The following is a 17,455-nucleotide window of genomic DNA, read 5'->3' as shown; positions in this document are numbered from 1 at the left end:
ACTCCGTTCCGAAGCGACGATAGCGGAGGTGACCCATGTTTCTTTGTCGGAGCGCAAGCTGATTGTCATTCCGAGGCGTGGCTCACACCGCCCGGCTGTGCATTTGCTTGCCGGGATCCAGATGGGCGTCGAACGCCGCCGCGACGCTGCGGACGAGGAAGCGCGAATCCCTTGCGACCGCGAGCCTTGCGCCATCCAGCCTGACGACGCCATCAGAGATCAGCGGCTTCAGACGCGAGGCCGACTTCAACATGGCCTCGGGCTCTGCGCCATGACGGGCGCAGATGTCGCCGAGATCGGCGCTGAACTCGCACATGATGCGCTCGATGATGTCGGCGCGCAGCCGGTCGTCGTCGGTGAGCGCGTAGCCTTTCGCGGTGGCGAGATGGCCGGCTTTGATGCTCTGCGCATAGGCGCCGATCTGCACCTCGTTCTGGACGTAGCCCTGCGGCAAATGTCCGATCGCGCTCGCACCGAAGCCGAGCAGGACGTTACCCTTGTCCGTGGTGTAGCCCTGGAAGTTACGCCGTAGCGTTCCGTCCTCGAAGGCCACGGCCATGGAATCCTTGGGTCGCGCGAAGTGATCGAGGCCGATCTGCACGTAGCCGGCCTCCTTCAGCGCATTCGCGATCGCGCAAGCCTGGTCGTGGCGTGCAGGACCGTCGGGCAGGACTTCCTCGTTGATCATGCGCTGGTGCTTCTTGAAATCAGGCACGTGGGCATAGCCGAACACCGAGAAGCGGTCGGGCGCCAGCGCGAGCGCGCGCCGGACCGTGTCGAGGCACGAGGCGACGGTCTGATGCGGCAGCCCGTAGATTAGGTCGAAATTGACGCCCGCGATACCGGCGCGCCTGAGCAGGTCGACGACGGACGCCGTTTGCTCGAAACTCTGCACGCGGTTGATCGCGCGCTGCACGACCGGATCGAAGCTCTGAACTCCGAGGCTGGCGCGGTTGACGCCCGAGAGTTGCATCGCCTCCACCATGTCGGCGGTCAGCGTCCGCGGATCGATCTCGACTGCGATCTCGGCCGTCGGCAACACGAAGAACGCCTGACGCATCACGGCCATCAACTCGGCGAAAGCCTCCGGCGCCATGATCGTCGGCGTGCCGCCGCCGAAATGAATGTGCTCGACCTTCATGCGATGGCCGATGGTGTCGGCCACCTGCCCGATCTCGCTGCGCAACGTGCGTTGATAGGCCGCGATCAGATCGTCGCGGCGGACGATCTGGGTATGGCAGCCGCAATACCAGCACATCTCGCGGCAGAACGGCACGTGCAGATAAAGCGATGCGCTGGCGCCCGCGGGGAGCTCGGCGAGCCACCCGGCATAGGTGTCCCCACCGATCGCGGGGGAAAAATGCGGTGCGGTCGGATAGCTCGTGTAGCGCGGCAACCGTTCGTCGCCGTAGCGGGCCGCGAGATCGAATCTCATGTCTTACCCATTCGTAAATCGATGCCGCGCAGTGCGGCAAATCTCGGATGGCATCAGATTACCCGCTTCCGGGCCGGCGACCTTGCGCTCGCTCAAAGTCCGCGCACCGGATGTGACCCAAAATGGTGTCTGATCATCGCTTCTGGAGATAGGCCATGGCGTCGTACGCGCTCGATCTCGTTCTCTGGCTCGCCGGCATCCGCGGCCACATCCCGCGCTTCGACGATTTCCGCCCTGTTCCTGCCGCGCCCGCAACCGGCGCAGGCTATCTCATGCGCGTTCTGGCTATCATGGCGGCCGTCTTTGCCGCTTTGTCGCTCGCGGTCTGGGGTACCGTCTGGATGGCAATACGCCTGCTCTGATCGATCATGCGTTGGCCACCGAATGCGAGTGAACATGCGAGCGATTTGCCGCTTGCGCGCTCGATGACGCGACATCGGATTCCTCCGATTGTCCGGCGCAGCTCTTAAAGAATTCACCGGAGCCAATCCGGCAGATGGTTGTCGCAGCGCAAACCAACTTGCCGCCATCGGCGCAAACTGCATCCCGTCATCAAACTCTTCACATGAAGGATGCTTCCGATGTTCACCCGCAGAGCTGCACTGATCAGCGCCGCTGCGACCGCGCTGATGTTTGCGACAACCGCCTTCGCCGCCGGCGATCTCAAGCTGCCGCGGCAGAAGGTCGAGCTGGTCGCCCCGCCTTTCGTGCATGCGCACGAGCAAGCCACGACGCAGGGCCCCAAGATCGTCGAGTTCAAGCTCAACATCGAAGAGAAGAAGGTCGTGATCGACGACAAGGGCACCACCTTCCAGGCCATGACCTTCAACGGTTCGATGCCGGGCCCGATGATGGTCGTGCATGAGGGCGACTATGTCGAAGTGACGCTGGTCAACCCCGCGACCAACACCATGCCGCACAATATCGACTTCCACTCCGCGACCGGTGCGCTCGGCGGCGGCGAGCTGACCCTGGTCAATCCCGGCGAGCAGGTCGTGCTGCGCTGGAAGGCGACGCGGACCGGCGTGTTCGTCTATCACTGCGCCCCCGGCGGCCCGATGATCCCCTGGCACGTCGTCTCGGGCATGAACGGCGCAATCATGGTGCTGCCGCGCGGGGGGCTGAACGATGGCAAGGGCCACCCGCTGAAATACGACAAGGTGTACTATGTCGGCGAGCAGGACATGTATGTGCCGCGCGACGAGAAGGGCAACTTCAAGTCCTACGACTCGCCGGGCGAAGCCTTCACCGAGACCGAGGAGGTGATGAAGAAGCTGATCCCCACGCACGTCGTGTTCAACGGCAAGGTCGGCGCGCTCACCGGCAAGAAAGCGCTGACGGCGACGGTCGGCGAGAACGTGCTGATCGTGCATTCGCAGGCCAATCGCGACAGCCGTCCGCATCTGATCGGCGGTCATGGCGACTATGTCTGGGAGACCGGCAAGTTCTCGAACGCGCCCGAGACGGATCTCGAGACCTGGTTCATCCGCGGCGGCTCTGCGGGAGCTGCGCTCTACAAATTCCTGCAGCCCGGCATCTACGCCTATGTCACGCACAACCTGATCGAGGCCGCAAATCTCGGTGCCACCGCGCACTTCAAGGTCGAAGGCAAGTGGAACGATGACCTGATGACCCAGGTGAAGGCGCCGGCGGACATCCCGCCGCAGACACAAGGCGCCCTGCAGACCGGTCGCAAGGTCAACTGACGAACCGAGAGGGGCCGGCAGGACAGCCGACCCCTTTTTCTTTCGGGGATCATCATGCTGATCGCATTCAAGCTGAAATTGGCACTTGCCTGCGCGGCCGGACTCGCAGGGCCCTTGGCGGTTGCACCTCTCGTCTCCGAGATGGCGACGCACAAAGCAGGCGAGCCGGCGATCGTCGAAATCGCTGCCGGAAGCTCTGTGTATCGCGAGGCCGGAGATTTCACGCGCGCCGGGCAGCAGGCCGAAGCGCCGCTGCGAACGCTGCGGTTCAACAGGCCGCTCCACATCATGCGTCAGCAGGTATCCTCCGCGGACTTCCAGCTCTGCGTGCAGGATGGCGCATGCCGCGCGCTGGGCCGCGACGTCGTCATCGCGCCGGATCGCCCCGCGGTGCAGGTGAGCTGGTATGACGCCGAAGCCTATGCAGGCTGGCTGTCGCGTAAGACCGGCAAGCATTATCGCCTGCCGAGCGACGAGGAATGGGCATTTGCCGCCGGCAGCCGCTTCAAGGACGACGGCGCGTCGGTCGACGCAAGCGATCCGTCGAAGCGCTGGATCAGCCGCTACGAGCGCGAATCCGAGCGCGATTCCTCCGACACCACCGCCCATCCGTTCGGCAAATTCGGCCTCAACGAGCACGGCCTCGAGGACGTCTCCGGCAACGTCTGGGAATGGACATCGACCTGCTTCGTCCGCTCGCGGGTCGACGAGGCCGGCACCCCGATCCGCCCGACCGTGAATTGCGGCGTGCGCGTCGCGGAAGGCGCGCACCGCGCCTATGTCACCGACTTCATCCGCGACGCCCGCGCCGGCGGCTGCGCGCAAGGCGTGCCGCCCGCCAATCTCGGCTTCCGCCTGGTCCGCGAGGAGACCTCGTGGCTGGCCAGCGTATCGCAGCGGATGAGCAAGACGCGGCCAGCGAGATCATAGCGGCGGCCATCGTTTCTCCATCAGCGTCTCGGCTCAGTAATTAGAACGAGTCTAAACTAAGATTGGAATCCCTCTAAGTCATGTCTCTCGCGACATCGCGTCGCTGACGTTGCGGCATCGGCTGCGCTACTCAATCGGGCGTTCAATCGCCCGCCTGGGAGCTGCCCTTATGATCAATCTTCGCGTCCTCGCCGCCTCCGCGGCGATGTTGAGCCTGACCCTATCCTTCGTGTCGGAAGCAGCCGCCAATGGCGAGGTCAACGTCTATACCTATCGTGAGACCAAGCTGATCCAGCCGCTGTTCGACGCCTTCAGCAAGGATACCGGCATCAAGGTCAATGTCGTGTCCGCAAGCTCCGGTCTGGAGCAGCGCATGAAGGCGGAAGGCGCCAACAGTCCGGTCGACGTGCTGCTGACGGTGGACATCGGCCGCATCGACGAGGCCGTGCAGGCCGGCGTCACCCAGCCGATCAAGTCGGAGGCGGTCGACAAGGTCGTGCCGGCGCAGTATCGCGATCCGGACGGGCAATGGGCCGGCATCTCCATGCGCGCGCGCGTGATCTATGCCTCGAAGGATCGCGTCAAGCAGGACAAGATCACCTATGAGGAGCTCGCCGATCCCAAGTGGAAAGGCAAGATCTGCATTCGCTCGGGCCAGCACATCTACAACAACGCGCTGTTCGCGGCTTATACCGCCAAGTACGGCGAGGCAAAGGCCGAGGAGTGGCTGCGCGGCGTGAAGGCCAATCTCGCGCAGAAGCCGTCCGGCGGCGATCGCGAAGCCGCGCGCGACGTTGCGGCCGGCAAGTGCGACATCGGCATCGGCAACACCTATTATTGGGCGCTGATGATGAACAACGATCCCGACAAGAAGCCGTGGGCGGAGGCGACCCGCGTCATCCTGCCGACCTTCGAAGGCGGCGGCACCCACGTCAACCTCTCCGGCGTGCTGCTCGCCAAGCACGCGCCCAACAAGGCCAACGGCATCAAGCTGATCGAGTGGCTCGTCAGCGAGCAGGCGCAGCAGATGTATGCCGACCAGAACTACGAATATCCGGTTCGCGCCGGTGTCGCCATCAACTCGACCATCGCGGGCTACGGCAAACTCGGCCCGGATCCGTTGCCGATCGCGAAGATCGCCGCCAATCGCAAGGCTGCGGCCTCGCTGGTGGACAAGGTCGGCTTTGACAACTGATCTCTGGCGGCCGTCTTCCCTCAAACTAGAAGAAGCCAAGGGCGCACGACCTCGTTCGAAAGGTCGTGCCCACGCCGGACGCGCCGCAACCGCCATCGCGATCGCAACTGCGATCCTGGTCGCGGCGCCCGTGCTCTCGATCGTTTCGCTGGCTCTGCAGCCGGCGGGCGATGTGTGGCACGATCTGATCAACTACGTGCTGCCGGCCGCCCTGCTGGATACCGCACTCCTGCTCGCCGGGGTCGGCGCGCTTACGCTTCTGATCGGCGCCGGCACTGCGTGGGTGATGTCGCGCCACGATTTTCCCGGCCGCGGCATGCTGCTGTGGCTGATGCCGCTGCCGCTGGCGATTCCGACCTATCTTGCGGCTTACGTTTATGCCGACCTGTTCGAACCGCTCGGCCTGATGCATCGCACGTTGGCGATCTGGCTGCCGCTGGGCGATGCCCTCGGCCATCTGCCAAACCTGCGCTCGCTGCCGGGCGCCATCTTCGTGATCGGGCTCGTGCTCTACCCTTACGTCTATCTGGCGGCGCGCGCGACGTTCCAGGTTCAGTCTGCCGAATTCGCCGAAGCGGCCAGGACGCTGGGCGCCGGCCGATGGACCATTTTCTGGCGCGTTTCACTGCCGATGGCGCGGCCGGCGCTTGCGGTCGGCGTGGCGCTGGTCGCGCTGGAAACGCTCAACGACATCGGCGCCAGCGAATATCTCGGCATCCGCACGCTGACGGTCTCGATCTTCACCACCTGGCTCAACCGCGGCAGCCTTGCCGGTGCGGCGCAACTCGCATGCCTGATGCTTGCGATCGTCGCCGGCCTGATCGCAATGGAGCGTTACGGCCGTCGCAACGCCAACATCGCATTCTCGGCCGAAAGCCCGCATGTGAGGCAGCGGACCCCGCTTTCGGGCGCAAGAGCGTGGATCGCGTTCGCGGTCTGCGCGCTGCCGGTGCTGATCGGCTTCGTCGTGCCGCTGTCCTACCTGGCGCATCAGGCTCTTGGTCGCGGACTGCTTACGAATTTCGACCCGCTGCTGTGGCGCCACACCTTCCATTCGTTTGCCTTCGCAGCGCTCGCGACGCTTCTAGCGCTGATGCTTGCGCTCGCCACGACGATTGCGCACCGCTTTCGGCCCGATCCTCTGCGATATCTGGCGATGAGCGTCGCGCAGACCGGATACGCGCTGCCGGGTCTCGTGATTGCCCTCGGCCTGCTGACCCCGGTTCTGGCGGTCGACAACGCGATGAGCGTGGTTGCCGCCTGGATCGGACGTTCGCAGCCCGGGCTGATCCTGGTCGGCTCCGGGATGGCCGTCGTCATCGCCTATACGATTCGTTTTCTTGCCGTGCCGGTCGGCATGATCAAGGTCGGGTTCGACAGCATTCCGCGTGACTATGACGAGAGCGCACGCACGGTCGGCGCCGGCCAGGCAGTCATGTTGAGGCAGATCTATCTGCCGTTGCTCAGGCCCGCGATGCTTGGCGCCGTCATCGTCATGTTCGTCGACTGCCTGAAGGAACTCCCGGCAACGCTGCTCTTGCGTCCCCTCAACGTCGAAACACTGTCGACGTCGATCTACCAGTTCGCAAGCCGTGGCAATTTCGAGGACGGCGCGCTCGCGGCCCTCTTGATCGTCGCCGCCAGCATCGGCCCGGTCGCATGGCTGACCCGGTTCTCCGATGTGCCGAGCGGCCCCGCTTGAAGCCGCCCCGGCGTTTCCCGCTTACGTATTCTTCAGCGCGACGCGGAATTCGGCTTCGGTCTTGGACTTGACCTCGTCGAGCGTGACGCCGTCGGCGAGCTCGATCAGGGCCATGCCGCCGTCGCCGTGCTTGTCGATGGTGAAGACGGCGAGATCGGTGACGACCATGTCGACCACGCGCTCACCGGTCAGCGGCAGGTTGCACTGCTTCAACAGCTTCGGGCCGTCCTTGGCGGAATGCTCCATCACCACGACGACGCGCTTGACGCCGGCGACGAGGTCCATCGCGCCGCCCATGCCCTTGACCATCTTGCCGGGGATCATCCAGTTGGCGAGATCGCCGTTCTGGGCCACCTGCATCGCGCCGAGGATCGACAGGTCCATGTGGCCGCCGCGGATCATGCCGAAGGAATCCGCGCTCGAGAAATAGGACGTCGAGGGCAGCTCGCTCACGGTCTGCTTGCCGGCGTTGATCAGGTCCGCATCCACCTCGTCTTCATAGGGGAACGGGCCCATGCCGAGCATGCCGTTCTCGCTCTGCAGGCTGACGTCGATGCCGTCGGGGATGTAGTTCGAGACCAGCGTCGGGATGCCGATGCCGAGATTGACGTAGTAGCCGTCACGCAGTTCCTTCGCGGCGCGCGCGGCCATTTGTTCACGGGTCCAGGCCATATCAGTTCTCCTGTGTCGCGCTTAAGCCGCAGGCCGCGGGCGGGTGTTGCGGAATTCGATGCGCTTCTTGGCCGTGCCGACCTCGACGATGCGCTTCACGAAGATACCCGGCGTGTGGATGTGGTCGGGATTGAGTTCACCGGCGGGAACCAGATGCTCGACCTCGGCCACCGTAACCTTGGCGGCGGTCGCCATCATCGGGTTAAAGTTGCGCGCGGTCTTGCGGTAGATGAGGTTGCCGGCGGTGTCGCCCTTCCAGGCGTGCACGATGGCGAGGTCGGCGAACAGGCCCCGCTCCATCAGGTATTTCTCGCCGTCGAACTCCTTCACTTCCTTGCCTTCGGCGATCAGCGTGCCGACGCCGGTCTTGGTGTAGAAGGCCGGAATGCCGGCGCCGCCGGCGCGGATGCGCTCGGCCAGCGTGCCCTGCGGATTGAATTCGAGTTCCAACTCGCCGGCGAGGAATTGCTGGGCGAACAGCTTGTTCTCGCCGACATAGGACGAGATCATCTTCTTGATCTGCCGGGTCTCCAGCAGGCGGCTGAGCCCGATGCCGTCAACACCGGCATTGTTGGAGACAACGGTGAGCCCCTTGACGCCGGACTCGCGGATCGCGTCCGACAGCTCCTCGGCGATGCCGCAGAGGCCGAAGCCGCCCGACATGATCATCATGTTGTCTTTCAGAATGCCTGACAGAGCCGACTTGGCGTCGGGATAGACCTTGTTCATGCAAATGACCTTCGACTGAACCTTCGGCTTGCGGGCGTCGCGCCTTATTGGCGGCGATTATTAGGCGAAATCCTCCGAAGCCGTCAATGATACGGGGGTTCTCCGTTCCGCCACCGGGTGATAGAAGCTGCTCACGCCATGGGCAGAATCGTCCGCGGCCTTGAAAGCGACAAGAAAACCCATCAAGTTGCGGGGGTTGGGCGTGGGCACGCAGGTTTCCCGACCCGCCCTTCTGGCTCCAACAACCAACCCGATCAGGACATGCCATTGACCATGGCTCAAGGAATGAAGCGCCTCGGGACGCCGATCGTGGCGCTGCTCGGCGTGGCGCTGATCGCCCTGATCGCGACGTCCTGGCTCATCAACCGCGACGCGCTGCGCAAGGCGGTGGAAGCGCAGATCCGCGACGTGACCGGGCTCGAGCTCAATGTCGCGGGTGCCATCGACATTTCGGTGCTGCCGGCAAGCTACATCTCCTTCCACGACGTCGGTCTCAAGGGCGGCGGCGCCAGCGATCCCGCGCTCCATATCGACGTGCTCACCGCCAATCTGCGGCTGCTGCCGCTGCTGCTGCAACGCTTCGAGATCGCCGACCTGACGCTGCTGCGACCGCGCATCCATGTCAGCCTGAAGCCGGACGGCGAGAGCAACTGGACACCCTTCATCCAGACCATCGCGCGCACCATGAAGCCCGGCGCCGAAAACCAAGTCTCGTTCTCCGAAATCAGGATCCAGGACGGCGTCCTCAATTACGAGGACGTCGCCACGCACGGCACCGAGAAGCTCGAGGACATCGACCTGTCGCTGGCCTGGCCGTCGATCTCGCGCTCCTTCGCCGCGACCGGGCAGTTCGACTGGCGCGGCGAACGCGTCGACGGCACGATCAGCTTTTCCGATTTCGTGGCCGCCCTCTCCGGCGAGCGCTCGGGGTTGAAGGCGCGGATCGCGAGCGCGCCGCTCAAGCTCGCCTTCGATGGCAGCGTCGCCAACCGCACCAGCCCGATGATGGAGGGCACGCTCACCATCGACAGCCCGTCCTTGCGCAACGCGCTGCGCTGGACCGGACAGCCGCAGCCAGCAAGCGGCGGCTTCGGCCGCTTCGCGCTGAAGGCGCGCGCCAACGTCGTCGGCGCCTCGACCGCGCTCACCAACGTCAACGTCGAGCTCGACGGCAACACCGCCGAAGGCGTCATGACCTACGCCAACAACGGTCGCCAGGCGCTGCAAGCAACCCTCGCCGCCGACGCGCTCGACTTCACGCCCTATATCTCGACCTTTCGCCTGCTCGCGAGCGGAGCGCGCGATTGGAACAGGCAGCTGTTCGACCTCAACGGATTGTCGACCACGGACCTCGACATGCGCCTTTCGGCAGCAAAGCTGACGGTCGGCCCGACGAAGCTCGGCCGCACCGCGATCGGCGCCAATTTGCGCAACGGCACGCTGGCGCTCTCGGTGGGCGAGGCCCAGATCTATGGCGGCATCGCCAAAGGCTCGTTCGGCATCGCGCGCGCCGAGAACGTCGCCGACATCAAGGCGCAATTCCAGTTCACAGACGTCGACCTCCAGGCCTGCGCATCCGAACTGTTCGGCCTCAACAAGCTGTCCGGCCGCGGCAACATCAACGTCTCCCTCTTCGCTTCCGGCTCGAGCCCATTCGGCCTCGTGCAGTCGCTCGACGGCAGCGCAACGGTCAAGGGGCATAACGGCGCGATCTCGGGCTTCAATGCCGAGCAACTCCTCAAGCGCCTGGAACGGCGACCGCTGTCGGGCGGCGGCAATTTCCGCAGCGGCTCCACGCCCTACGACAGCCTCACGATCGCGGTGAAGTTTTCGGATGGGATCGCCACCGCCGAGGACATCCGCATCGAAGGGCCCACGGCGAAGATCACGCTGACCGGCACCGCCTCGGTGCCGACCCGCGAATACGACATGAAGGGCGTCGCAAGCCTCAACACGGCGTCCGGCTTTCAACTGCCCTTCATGGTGCAGGGTCCCTGGGACGATCCTCTGGTCTTTCCCGATCCCGAAAGCCTGATCCGGCAATCGCCTGCGGCGTCGCCCTTCCTCGATCTCCTGAAGCAGCGCATCACCGGGGGCGGCAAGCGCCCGGCCCAGGACGGATCGCCGGCGGCCGAGAATGCCAAAGAGGGCGCCAAGTCGAACTGAGAGTCCGAATTGAGAGTCCGACCCGAGGATTTGCAGTCCATCAAGCGACGCGAATTGATCAGGGCGAATTGATGCGGCGATTGGATCGATGCGTGAATTAAGCATCCATCCGGCCCGACATTCCGCGACCTTGGTCTGACAAGATGGCGCTAGATCGGCCTCCCGCCATGCGCTAGTGTTTTATACGACCGGTTAAAAACACCGGCCGTTTGAGGGAGAAGAACGTGAAATCCAAGGTTATTGGCGCAGTATCATTGGCGGTCGCTGCGGTTGGGCTGTTTGCCGCCACTGCACCCGCCTTTGCGCAGCAGAAGACGATTACGGTCTGGTGGGGCAAGGGCTTCTATCGCTCCGAAGACGACGCGCTGATCGAGACGATCAAGAAATTCGAGGCCAAGACCGGCATCAAGGTCGAATTGTCGCAATACGCGATCCAGGACATGATTCCGAAGACGGTCGCCGCGCTCGATGCCGGCACCGTGCCCGATGTCGCCTATTCCGACTCTTACGACGTGCAGGCGCAGGGCAAGTGGGCCTATGAGGGTAAGCTCGAGGACCTCACGGACATTATGGAGCCGATCAAGGGCCGGTTCGCGCAGAACACGCTCGACGCGTCGATCCTCTACAACGACGTCGCCAAGAAGAAGGCCTATTACGGCTTCCCGCTGAAGCAGCAGAGCATGCATGTCGAAATCTGGAACGACATGCTGGAGAAAGCCGGCTTCAAGCTCGCCGACATCCCGACCGACTGGGCCGGCTATTGGACGTTCTGGTGCGACAAGGTGCAGCCGGCGATCCGCAAGGCAACGGGCCAGCGGGTTTACGGTGTGGGCCAGCCGATGGGCGTGGAATCCACCGACGCCTTCCAGTCTTTCTACACCTTCATGGACGCCTATCACGTCAAGCTGGTCGACGACGACGGCAAGCTCACGGTCGACGATCCCAAGGTTCGCGAGAACCTGATCAAGGCGATGAAGGACTACACCGACACCTACATCAAGGGCTGCACGCCGCCCTCCTCGACGACCTGGAAGGATCCCGACAACAATGTCGCGTTCCACAACAAGACGATCGTGATGACCCACAATTTCACGATCTCGATCGCGGCGAAGTGGTTCGAAGATTCGCAGAACCAGGCCCTCACCCAGGAGCAGCGCGACGCCGGCAAGAAGGCCTATGAGCAGGACATCGTCACGGCGTCCTTCCCGAAGGCTCCTGACGGCTCGACCATCAAATATCGCTCCGACGTCAAGACCGGGCTGATCTTCACCGCGGCCAAGAACAAGGCCGAGGGCAAGCAGTTCATCAGCTTCCTGCTTCAGGAAGAGAACATCCGTCCCTACATCGAGGGCGCGCTCGGCCGCTGGTTCCCGGTGACGAAGGAAAGCCAGGAAAGCCCGTTCTGGCAGGCTGACAAGCACCGCAAGGCCGTCTACACGCAGTTCAAGGGCGGAACCAGTCAGTTCGACTTCACCAAGAACTGGAAGTTCACGATCCTGAACAACGAGAACATCTGGGCCAAGGCGATGAACCGGGTGGTCAGCGAGAAGGTGCCGGTCGAGAAGGCCGTCGACGAGATGATCGCCCGCATCAAGCAGGTCGCGGGTTAAGTCGTCCGCTGCTCTCCCCGCGCTGCGGAGAGAGGTGTAAGAACAACACCGGCCGCGTTTCGCGGCCGGCTTCTCTTTGAAGAGTCCGAAAAGAATGGCGATCACGCTCTCAGGCGATCAGGCACTTCCCGGCCCGCCCCTGTCGTCCCGGCTGACCCCGGCGCAGGTCTGGGGCATCGTGCTGCTTGCGCCCTATTTGCTCGTTTTCCTTGCTTTCGTCGTCTATCCCGTCTGCTATGGCCTGTGGCTGGCGCGCGCGCCGGAAAACTACGTCGCGCTCTACCATGACCCGATCTTCGCGCGGGCCGCGATCAACACGCTGATCTTCCTGGTCGTCGGCATCAACATCAAGATGCTGATCGCGCTGTTCCTGTCCGGCTTCTTCGCCGTGCAGCGCCCCTGGATCAAATGGCTTTCGGTGATCTTCATCCTGCCCTGGGCGGTGCCGTCGATCCCGACCATCCTGTCGGTGCGCTTCATGCTCAATCCCGAATGGGGCGTGATCAACCACCTCATCTTCTCCTTCACCGGCGATGACGGCCCGAACTGGCTCAACGACCCGACCGTGGCGCTCAGCATGGCGATCGGCGTGCACATCTGGAAGTCGCTGCCGTTCTGGACGCTGATCCTGATCACTGGCCGGCTTGCGATCTCGCACGACCTGTTCGAGGCAGCCGAAGTGGACGGTGCGAGCTGGTGGCAAAAATTCCGCTACATCACCTGGCCGTCGATGCAGACGCTCTACGTCACCTGCACCCTGCTCTCGATGATCTGGACGCTCGGCGACTTCAACAGCGTCTATCTGCTCACCGGCGGCGGACCTGCCGACCTCACCCATGTGCTGGCGACGCTCGGCATTCGCTATCTGCGGCTCGACCAGCTCTCGCTGGCCATGGCATCGATCGTCTGCGCGATGCCGTTCGTCCTGCCGCTCGTGTATTTCATGATGAAACGGTTGTCGCGATGAAGCTCCCCGGCGTAAGCGAATTTTCCTGGCGCGACGTCGCGACCGAAGCGCGGCTGCTGCTGATCGGCATTCCCGTCTTCCTGTGGACGATGATCCCGATCTATCACATGTTCCTGTTCGCGATCTCCCCGAAGGACGACGCGTTCTCGGGCAAGCTGTGGCCGGACCATCCGACGCTGCATAATTTCACGATCGTGTTCAAGCAGCAGCACTACTTCCTGCGCGACTTCTACATCCAGTTCTGGAATTCGACGGTGATCGCCGTTTCCGTCGGCGTGCTGACGCTGGTCATCGCGACCTGCGCGGCGTTCGCGATCTCGCGGTTGAAGGTGCCTGGCGGACGGACCGTGCTGAACCTCGCGCTCTTCACCTATTTCATCCCCGCGGCGTTCCTTGCCGTGCCGATGTACCGCACCATGGGCAATTACGGCCTGCTCAACAATCACTGGTCACTGATCTTGGCCATGGTGACGATCGCGAGCCCCTACGCGATCTGGGTGCTGAAGCAGGCGTCCGATAAGCTGCCGGTCGAGCTGGACGAGGCCGCCGTGATGGACGGCGCGACGACGCTGCAGATCTTCCGCCTGGTCTATCTGCCGCTGATGATGCCCTCGCTGGTCGCGATCGGCACCTATGCGGTGCTGCTGGCCTGGAACGAATATCTCTACGCGTTCCTGCTGCTCTCGAACGACCGCGAGATCACCCTCCCCGTCGCGCTCGGCAACTTCCTCGCCGCAGACGATTCGCCCTGGGAGCTGCTGATGACAACCGGCTTCATCTACGCCCTGCCGCCGGCCGCGGTCTATTACGCCTTCCGCCGCTACATGGTGGGCGGGCTCACCGCAGGTGCGGTGAAGTCCTAAGCAATCGCCGCGCGCTTCCGGCGATAGGCGACAAGAAGCGCGATCGCCGAACCAATGAAATAGCCGGCGATCGCGCCCGAGACGGCGCGGCCGACAATGATCGCCAATGCCCGGTCGGCCGCATCGATCGCCGAGATCACGCCGACCGCATATTGCAGCGAGAACACGACGAGATTGCGGATCAGCGCGAAGGCGCTGCCTGGGCGGATGATTTCGCCCGTCTTGTGATCGACATCGAAGGGGCGTGGTGTCAGCACACCCAGCGGCAGAAATACCAGCGCGGCCGTCATCCATGCGACCAGAGGCCAGGTACTGCCTTGGAGCCCGAAGCCGATCCGCGACATCCCCCAAACGATGAACACGACCGGCAGGACCAGCGCACGCCAGATCGGCGTCGTGCGTGGCTGCAGCGCTTGAACGCCCTGCCAGACGAGATAGGCCAGCAGCACCCAAACCCAGGGCGGCGTGTGGATCAGCACCTGATAGGCGAACATCCCGGCCAGTCTCCCTGTTTACAGCGGCGCCGCGCTCTCGCCCTGCGAGCTCGACAGCTTCGAAGCGAGCGAGGCGATGACAATGACGACCGCGATCAGGGCGATCACCAGCGTGCAGATCGCGTTGATCTCGGGTTTCACGCCCAGCCGCACCTCCGAATAGATGCGGATCGGCAGCGTCGCCGAGCCTGGGCCGGTGGTGAAGCTCGCGATCACGAGATCGTCGAGCGACAGCGTGAACGCCAGCATCCAGCCGGCGACGATCGCTGGCGCGATCAGCGGCAGCGTCACGGCGACGAAGGCGTGGACCGGATCGCAGCCGAGATCCATCGCGGCCTCCTCCAGCGAGCGATCGAGCGAGCCAAGGCGCGACTGCACGACCACCGCGACGAAGCACATGGTCAGCGTGGTGTGGGCGATCGTCACCGTCCAGAAACCGCGCTCGGCGTTCAGCGCGACGAACAGCAGCAGCAGCGACAGACCGGTGATCACCTCCGGCATCACCAGCGGTGCATAGAGCATGCCGGAGAACAGCGTGCGACCACGAAAACGCTCGCCCCGCGACAGCGCGACCGCGGCAAGCGTGCCGAGCAGCGTGGCAATGGTCGCCGAGGAGACCGCGACCCGCAGGCTCATCCAGGCCGCCTCGATCATGGCGCGGTCGTTGAAGAACTCGTAATACCAGCGCAGCGACCAGCCGCCCCACACCGTCACCAGACGCGAGGCGTTGAAGGAATAGATCACGAGGATCAGAATCGGCAAATAAAGGAACGCCAGCCCCAGCGCCAGCGAGGCAATGTTGAAGCGGGAGAGACGTGAGAGCTTGCGCATCGTCTCAGCGCCCCTGTTCCAGCTGCCGCTTCTGCAGCCGTTCGTACAGCAACAGCGGGACCAGCAGCACCACCAGCAGCACGATGGCCGCCGCGGAGGCCACCGGCCAGTCCTTGTTGGTGAAGAATTCGAGCCAGAGGGTCTGGCCGATCATCAGCGAATTGGAGCCGGCCAGAAGATCCGGGATGACGAACTCGCCGACGATCGGGATGAAGCACAGCAGCACGCCGGCGCCGACGCCGGGCAGCGACAACGGGAAGGTGACCAGCCAGAACACCTGCCAGGGCGGCGCACCTAGATCGCCTGCCGCCTCCTCCAGCGCCGGCTCCATCTTGGCGAGCGTGGCGTAGAGCGGCAGGATCATGAACGGCAGATAGGAATAGACGATGCCGATATACATCGCGCTGTCGGTGGAGAGCCACACCACGGGCTGGCTGACCAGATGCAGTGCCAGCAGGATCTGGTTGAGCAGGCCATCGTGCTGGAGGATGTTGATCCACGCATAAATGCGGATCAGGAACGAGGTCCAGAACGGCACGATCACCAGCACCATCGCCACCGCCTGCCAAGTCTTCGGCAGCCGCGCCATGCCATAGGCGACGGGGTAGCCGATCAACAGCAGGAGCGCAGTCGCCGTGACGGCGACGGTGAAGCTGCGCAAATAGGCGAACACGTAGATGTCGTCGGAGATCAGCAGCCTGAAATTGTCGAGCGACAATGCGGCAAAGGCCGCCTTCAGCGCCTCCCATCCCGCCGTCAGGTCGAACACGGGCTCGTAAGGCGGCTGCGCGATCGCCGTTTGCGACAGACTGATCTTCAGCACGAAGGCAAACGGCACCAGGAAGAACAGCACCATCCAGAGATAAGGCGCAATCGCGGCAAAGCGCGCCGGCCGCGCGAAGATGCGACGGGAGCTCATGGCGGCAGCACCACGCAATCGTCGGGCGTGAACCAGGCGACGACGCTCTGGTTCACGCTGTAGGCGTCAACGTCGATGCGCGCGCTGTTGACGACCGAAGCTTGCACCGTTCCGCCGGCATCGAGCTTCACCTTGTAGGTGGTGGTGCCGCCGAGATAGCAGATGTCGGCGATCACGCCCTCCAGGCTGTTGATCGCCGTTGCACGACCGGCCTCGGACACCGGCGCGCGGCGCGACAGCTTCACCTTTTCCGGCCGGATCGCGACCGACAATGTCGTCTCGCCCACCGGCTCGCGCGGCTCCGTCGCCACCAGCGTGCCCGCTTCGCGCGTGGCGATCACCAGGTGATGGCCGTCACGGAGCTTGAACTCGCCCTCGAACAGATTGACGTCGCCGACGAACTCCGCGATCCAGCGCGACCGCGGCGCCTCATAGAGTTCGCGCGGAGCCGCGACCTGCGCCAGCTTGCCGGCCTTCATCACGCCGATCCGGCTCGCCATCGTCATCGCCTCCTCCTGGTCGTGGGTGACGACGATGAAGGTCATGCCAAGCCGGCGCTGCAGCTCCATCAGCTCTCCTTGCGTGCTCTCGCGCAGCTTCTTGTCGAGCGCTGCGAGCGGCTCGTCGAGCAGCAGCAGTTGCGGCCGCCGTGCCAGCGCCCTCGCCAGCGCCACGCGCTGGCGCTGGCCGCCGGAGAGCTGGTCGGGCTTGCGCTTTTCCAGGCCGTCGAGCTTCACCAGCGCCACCATCTCCGCAACGCGCGTGGCGATGTCGGCGCGCGCCATGCCGGCGCGCTTCAGGCCGAAGGCGATGTTGTCGCGCACCGACAGATGCGGAAACAGCGCGTAGTTCTGGAACATCATGTTGATTGGCCGCTCATGCGGCAGCGCCTGCGCGATGTCCTTGCCATTGAGGAGGATGCGCCCCTCGTCCGGCGCCTCGAAGCCGGCGAGCATGCGCAGCAGCGTGGTCTTGCCGCAGCCGCTGGGGCCAAGCAATGCGAAGAACTCGCCGGCCTTGATGTCGAGCGAGACGCCGTCCACGGCACGGAACGTGCCGAACGTCTTGGCAACGCCCTCGATGCGCAGCAGCGGCTGCCCCGCTGCGGGATGTGCATCTCCGCCGGCTGCATTGGCCGCGATGTCTGGTCTGGGCAACTCGTCCGTCATGGTCCCTGCCAACCCCGATTCCGCCGCACGCTAGCGGCCGATCGTCCCCAGCTCAACCGGTTCGGGG

16 protein-coding genes are annotated in these 17,455 nt (G+C 64.0%); 9 read left to right on the top strand and 7 right to left on the bottom strand.

What is annotated here, in order from left to right; genetic code table 11:
* Positions 1-82: 82 nt before the first annotated feature.
* A complete protein-coding gene (gene hemN, locus SE91_RS01650) occupies positions 83-1,435 on the bottom strand; it encodes an oxygen-independent coproporphyrinogen III oxidase (RefSeq protein ID WP_061846338.1) in 1,353 nt (450 codons plus the stop codon).
* A gap of 155 nt (positions 1,436-1,590) precedes the next feature.
* Here hemN and SE91_RS01645 point away from each other — a divergent pair, with 155 nt between their 5' ends.
* The 5 genes from SE91_RS01645 to SE91_RS01625 all read left to right on the top strand — a co-directional run bounded on the left by SE91_RS01645 (position 1,591) and on the right by SE91_RS01625 (position 6,968).
* A complete protein-coding gene (locus tag SE91_RS01645) occupies positions 1,591-1,797 on the top strand; it encodes a hypothetical protein (protein ID WP_061846337.1) in 207 nt (68 codons plus the stop codon).
* Positions 1,798-2,016: 219 nt separating this feature from the next.
* Positions 2,017-3,141 carry a copper-containing nitrite reductase gene (nirK, locus tag SE91_RS01640; protein WP_061850865.1) on the top strand — a complete coding sequence of 375 codons (1,125 nt, stop codon included), beginning with the start codon at positions 2,017-2,019 and terminating at the stop codon, positions 3,139-3,141.
* Between the two features lie 54 nt (positions 3,142-3,195).
* Positions 3,196-4,071: an SUMF1/EgtB/PvdO family nonheme iron enzyme gene (locus SE91_RS01635; protein WP_061846336.1), complete on the top strand. Its 876-nt coding sequence runs from the start codon at positions 3,196-3,198 to the stop codon at positions 4,069-4,071.
* A gap of 205 nt (positions 4,072-4,276) precedes the next feature.
* Positions 4,277-5,266, top strand: a complete 990-nt coding sequence (locus tag SE91_RS01630) for a Fe(3+) ABC transporter substrate-binding protein (RefSeq protein ID WP_245318588.1) — start codon at positions 4,277-4,279, stop codon at positions 5,264-5,266.
* A 94-nt stretch (positions 5,267-5,360) separates the two neighbouring features.
* Positions 5,361-6,968 (top strand): ABC transporter permease, encoded by a 1,608-nt coding sequence (locus SE91_RS01625; RefSeq protein ID WP_061850864.1) that lies wholly within the window; start codon positions 5,361-5,363, stop codon positions 6,966-6,968.
* A gap of 21 nt (positions 6,969-6,989) precedes the next feature.
* Here SE91_RS01625 and SE91_RS01620 read toward each other — a convergent pair whose 3' ends face one another.
* Positions 6,990-7,640: a 3-oxoacid CoA-transferase subunit B gene (locus SE91_RS01620; RefSeq protein ID WP_008546159.1), complete on the bottom strand. Its 651-nt coding sequence runs from the start codon at positions 7,638-7,640 to the stop codon at positions 6,990-6,992.
* A gap of 21 nt (positions 7,641-7,661) precedes the next feature.
* Positions 7,662-8,369 (bottom strand): CoA transferase subunit A, encoded by a 708-nt coding sequence (locus SE91_RS01615; protein WP_061846334.1) that lies wholly within the window; start codon positions 8,367-8,369, stop codon positions 7,662-7,664.
* Positions 8,370-8,642: 273 nt separating this feature from the next.
* On the opposite strand from SE91_RS01615, the gene SE91_RS01610 reads away from it, so the two are divergent.
* From SE91_RS01610 to SE91_RS01595, 4 genes are all read left to right on the top strand, one after another.
* Positions 8,643-10,535 (top strand): AsmA family protein, encoded by a 1,893-nt coding sequence (locus tag SE91_RS01610; protein ID WP_061846333.1) that lies wholly within the window; start codon positions 8,643-8,645, stop codon positions 10,533-10,535.
* Positions 10,536-10,759: 224 nt separating this feature from the next.
* Positions 10,760-12,145 (top strand): ABC transporter substrate-binding protein, encoded by a 1,386-nt coding sequence (locus tag SE91_RS01605; RefSeq protein ID WP_061850863.1) that lies wholly within the window; start codon positions 10,760-10,762, stop codon positions 12,143-12,145.
* Positions 12,146-12,239: 94 nt separating this feature from the next.
* Positions 12,240-13,112, top strand: a complete 873-nt coding sequence (locus SE91_RS01600; protein WP_008546164.1) for a carbohydrate ABC transporter permease — start codon at positions 12,240-12,242, stop codon at positions 13,110-13,112.
* A complete protein-coding gene (locus SE91_RS01595) occupies positions 13,109-13,975 on the top strand; it encodes a carbohydrate ABC transporter permease (RefSeq protein WP_008546165.1) in 867 nt (288 codons plus the stop codon). Before SE91_RS01600 ends, SE91_RS01595 begins: the two co-directional genes overlap by 4 nt.
* Here the strand turns inward: SE91_RS01595 and SE91_RS01590 are convergent.
* The 4 genes from SE91_RS01590 to SE91_RS01575 form a co-directional block, all read right to left on the bottom strand.
* Positions 13,972-14,424, bottom strand: coding sequence for a hypothetical protein (locus tag SE91_RS01590; protein WP_245318249.1), 453 nt, complete (start codon positions 14,422-14,424; stop codon positions 13,972-13,974). The two genes, SE91_RS01595 and SE91_RS01590, sit on opposite strands and share 4 nt — an antisense overlap.
* A gap of 63 nt (positions 14,425-14,487) precedes the next feature.
* Entirely contained in the window at positions 14,488-15,300 is an 813-nt protein-coding gene (locus tag SE91_RS01585; RefSeq protein ID WP_061846331.1) for an ABC transporter permease, read from the bottom strand.
* Positions 15,301-15,304: 4 nt separating this feature from the next.
* Positions 15,305-16,219 carry an ABC transporter permease gene (locus SE91_RS01580; RefSeq protein ID WP_061846330.1) on the bottom strand — a complete coding sequence of 305 codons (915 nt, stop codon included), beginning with the start codon at positions 16,217-16,219 and terminating at the stop codon, positions 15,305-15,307.
* On the bottom strand, positions 16,216-17,388 hold the full coding sequence (locus tag SE91_RS01575) for an ABC transporter ATP-binding protein (RefSeq protein WP_061846329.1): 1,173 nt from the start codon (positions 17,386-17,388) through the stop codon (positions 16,216-16,218). The genes SE91_RS01580 and SE91_RS01575 overlap by 4 nt, the downstream gene beginning before the upstream one ends.
* Between the last annotated feature and the right edge of the window lie 67 nt (positions 17,389-17,455).

This window comes from Bradyrhizobium sp. DOA1 (assembly GCF_001593325.1).
Taxonomy (GTDB): Bacteria; Pseudomonadota; Alphaproteobacteria; order Rhizobiales; family Xanthobacteraceae; genus Bradyrhizobium.
Note: the sequence above shows the minus strand (reverse complement) of the source record. Positions and strands in the feature narration are given on the sequence as shown.